General features: G+C 32.2%; 1 protein-coding gene. It reads left to right on the plus strand.

All coding sequences use genetic code 11. The features are described 5' to 3' along the window. On the plus strand, window positions 1-1,167 hold a 1,167-nt coding region (gene megL, locus AYC61_RS01160), incomplete at its 5' end, for a methionine gamma-lyase (protein ID WP_066495574.1). Between the last annotated feature and the right edge of the window lie 376 nt (window positions 1,168-1,543).

The raw sequence follows: 1,543 nt of genomic DNA on the forward strand, positions 1-1,543 counted from the left end.
AAAGCTATACATGGTGGACATATTGGCGACAAGCAATTTGGAGCATTAGCTACTCCAGTATACAGAACTTCTACATTCGTATTTGATTCTGCAGAGCAAGGTGGAAAAAGATTCGCAGGACAAGAATCAGGATACATATACTCTAGACTTGGAAATCCAACAAACGCAGAAGTTGAAGAAAAAGTTGCTATGCTTGAAGAAGCAGAAGCTGCTGTATCTGCTGCATCTGGAATCGGTGCTATTTCATCATCTTTATGGGCAGCATTAAAAGCTGGAGATCATATTGTTGCTTCAGATACTCTTTATGGATGTACTTTTGCATTATTAAATCATGGTCTTACAAGATTTGGTATCGAAGTTACTTTCGTAGATGTTTCTAACTTAGAAGAAGTAAAAAATGCAATGAAACCAAATACAAGAGTTGTTTACTTAGAAACTCCTGCTAACCCAACATTAAAAATTACAGACATAGAAGCTGTAGCAAAAATAGCTCATGAAAATGAAAATTGTTTAGTATTTGTTGATAATACTTTCTGTACTCCATATATTCAACAACCATTAAAGCATGGAGCTGATGTTGTTCTTCACTCTGCAACAAAATATTTAAATGGACACGGAGATGTAGTAGCTGGATTTGCAGCTGGTAAATTAGATTTCATTAACCAAGTTAGATTATTTGGTATTAAAGATATGACTGGTTCAGTATTAGGACCTGATGATGCTTACTTAATATTAAGAGGAATGAAAACTCTAGAATTAAGAATGGAAAAACATTGTGCAAATGCTATGAAAGTAGCTGAATTCTTAGAAGCTCATCCAGCAGTTGATAAAGTATACTATCCAGGATTAAAAAGCTTTGAATATTATGAAACAGCTAAGAAGCAAATGAGATTACCAGGTGCTATGATAGCCTTCGAATTAAAAGGTGGAGTAGAAGAAGGTAGAGTAGTAATGAACAATGTACATTTAGCAATGCTTGCAGTAAGTTTAGGAGACGCAGAAACATTGATTCAACATCCAGCGTCAATGACACACTCTCCATACACAGCTGAAGAAAGAGCTGCTGCAGGAATCAGTGATGGTTTAGTAAGATTATCTGTTGGTCTTGAAGATGCAGATGATATAATAGCTGATATGAAACAAGCTTTAGATTTAATTGTTAAATAATTTATAGTTTTAAGAAAAGTTGTCTATTTAGACGATTTTCATATTAATCCTTGCCAGTATAGGAATAGGATACATTTATGTATCCTATTCCTAGGTTATGTAAAAAGATTAAATTTGGGTTAACGCTCAATCTAATCTTTTTACATAGCCTGATATCTTATTGATTTTGTTAATAAAAGGGGACATAGAGTACATTATAGTATCCTATGTCTTTTTGTTTTATTAATAAAAACTGCGAAAAACTAAGATTGAATTTCGAGGATGATATTTTTTAAAATATATTTTTACACATTATATTTTAATATTATTATAATCCCATGTTATTCATAGAAAATTAAATACCTTTTATAAAAGAACCTCATTCTTCGAATGAATA

The sequence above is a fragment of the Abyssisolibacter fermentans genome (assembly GCF_001559865.1).
Classification (GTDB): Bacteria; Bacillota; Clostridia; order Tissierellales; family MCWD3; genus Abyssisolibacter; species Abyssisolibacter fermentans.